The organism is Pseudomonas sp. P7758 (assembly GCF_013386485.1).
Lineage (GTDB): Bacteria > Pseudomonadota > Gammaproteobacteria > Pseudomonadales > Pseudomonadaceae > Aquipseudomonas.
The window spans coordinates 1-2,203 of record NZ_JACARS010000179.1 but is presented as its reverse complement, the minus strand read 5'-3'; the positions used below and the strand labels follow the sequence as shown (position 1 = coordinate 2,203).

The following is a 2,203-nucleotide window of genomic DNA, read 5'->3' as shown; positions in this document are numbered from 1 at the left end:
GCCCGCTCCCACAGTTTTAACCGAGTGCAGTCAGTTAGAAGGTGGTGCGCAACCCGACCTGCACACTTCGACCCGGCGCCGGGGCGATGTCCCGCAGGATCGAACTGGCGTAGCGCACGGTCTGGTTCGTCAGGTTCTCGCCGTTGACGAACGCCAGCCACTGGCTGCCGCCGACATTGAAGCGGTAGCCGGCGCTGGCGCCCAACGTGGTGTAGCCGTCGGTACCGCTTTCGTTATCCGGCACCCGCCCCTGGCCCGCCGCGTGTTCAACATCAATCCGCGCCTGCCAGCGATCCAGTTCCCACAAGAGGCCGCTGTTCAAACGCAACGGCGCAATGCGGGGCAACGCTTCACCCGTGTCCAGGTTGGTTGCACGGGTGTAGTCGCCCGACAGTTCCAGCGCAAACTTGCCGTACGCACCTTCCCCCAGCTTGATGTGATCCTGGGCTTCAAAGCCTGCGAAACGCGCACGCACACCGGAATATTTGTACTCAGGGATGCCGCCGGCGTCTTCCTCGCCTTCGTCATTCAAGGTGCGACCGCTGCCCAGCAGGCCGATGTAGTTGGAGAAGTGGCTGTAGAACACGCCGAAGCTGCCCTTGTGGGTGCCGTTGTCGAAGCGCAGTGCCAGGTCGCTGGACACGGCTTTTTCTTTCGACAGGTTGGCGTCGCCCAGTTCATAGGTGCCGGTGGCGACGTGAGCGCCGTTGGCATACAGCTCGTAGAAGGTCGGGGCACGTTCGGTGTAGCCGAGGGTGGCGGCCAGGGACCAGATCGGCGTGAGGGTGTACACCGCGCCGGACGACAGGCTGCCGGCGGTGAAGTCGGCGGATTTGTCGGCATTGACGAAGCGTGCGTTGCCCTTGCCGTCCGGGTCGACGTTAGTGTGTTCCAGGCGCCCGCCGAGGCTCAGCTTGAGGCGCTCGGAGGCCTGCATTTCTTCGAGGATAAACAGCGCGCCGGCGTTGGTATCGGTCTGCGGCACGAAGGCTTCTTCACCCAGGGCCGAGAATTCATTGCGACTGACTTGGGCGCCCACCACGCCGTTGAACGGCCCGATCGGCAAGTGTCGCGCTTCCACCCGGGCTTCGTAGCCCTTGTTCTTGAAGGTGGTGCCGGTCTCGCCGCCTTCGATTTCCATGTGCTTGTAGTCGGTATAGCCGGCGTCGAGTTTGACCGAGGTGAAAGGGCCTTGCAGGTTGCGGATTTCGGACGCAAAGGCGTAGTGATCCTGCTTCATGCGGATGCGTACGTCCTGCTCGGCCGGGGAGCCGTAGTTGCTGTCGTAGTTGCTGTAGGACAGCCCGGCGTAACCGTCGTCCCAAGTGTAGGAACCGCCGACTGCACCACCGTCCTGGCGTCCGTCGCTGTTGCCGAGGCGACCGTTCTTGCCTTCACCGTCTTCGCTTGGCGGTGCATGACGGCTGCGGGCAAAACCGGGGATTTTCAGGTCGTTGAATTCCCGCGCGCTGGCGTCCAGGTGCAAGGCGAAGGTGCCGTTGCCGGCTTCCAGTTTGCCGGCGCTGCTGCGGGTGGTGTCGGCGCCGCCGTAGCGCAATTCACCGGCACCGTGAATGCCTTCGATGGCTTCGGTGGGGATGCGGTTGTCGAAGGTATTGACCACGCCGCCGATGGCGCTGCCGCCGTAGAGCAGGGCGGCCGGGCCGCGCACGATTTCGATGCGGTCGACGTTGACCGGGTCCAGCGGCACCGCGTGGTCATAGGACAACGACGAGGCATCCAGCGCGCCGACTCCGTTGCGCAGGAGGCGAATGCGGTCACCATCCTGGCCACGAATGATCGGCCGGCTGGCCCCCGGGCCGAAGTACGACGACGACACACCGGGCTGCTTGTTCAGGGTTTCACCCAGGCTGCCTTTTTGTTGCAGGGTCAGGTCATCGCCTTCGAGCACGGTGGTGGGCGAGGCGAGGGTTTCGCTGCCCAGCGGGTTGCCGGTGATGACTTGGGGTTGCAGTTCCAGGGCGTTGGCCTGGGAGGTGATCAACAGGGCGGCGGCCAGCGGGGTGAGGCGCCAGAGAGAAGAGAGGGACATCGGTCGTTCCTTGGCAAACGGCAAAAAGAGAAGGCTGAAAACGGTAAGGGATTCGATACCCTTTGATAGTTATCGTTACAATATAACATCACTTTTTTCCCTGCCAAGGGGAACTTTCCCAAACCCCGCTCGATCACTCCCACGCTGATC

The 2,203-nt window shown here is 63.0% G+C and carries 1 protein-coding gene; it reads right to left on the bottom strand.

What is annotated here, in order from left to right; translation table 11 throughout:
• Positions 1-34 precede the first annotated feature (34 nt).
• Complete coding sequence (locus HX873_RS29380) at positions 35-2,053, bottom strand: TonB-dependent receptor (RefSeq protein WP_102369851.1); 2,019 nt, start codon at positions 2,051-2,053, stop codon at positions 35-37.
• Between the last annotated feature and the right edge of the window lie 150 nt (positions 2,054-2,203).

What these genes read in the sequence shown, in the direction of transcription:
- HX873_RS29380 (WP_102369851.1), bottom strand. Translation starts at nt 2,053, where the DNA reads ATGTCCCTCTCTTCTCTCTGGCGCCTCACCCCGCTGGCCGCCGCCCTG.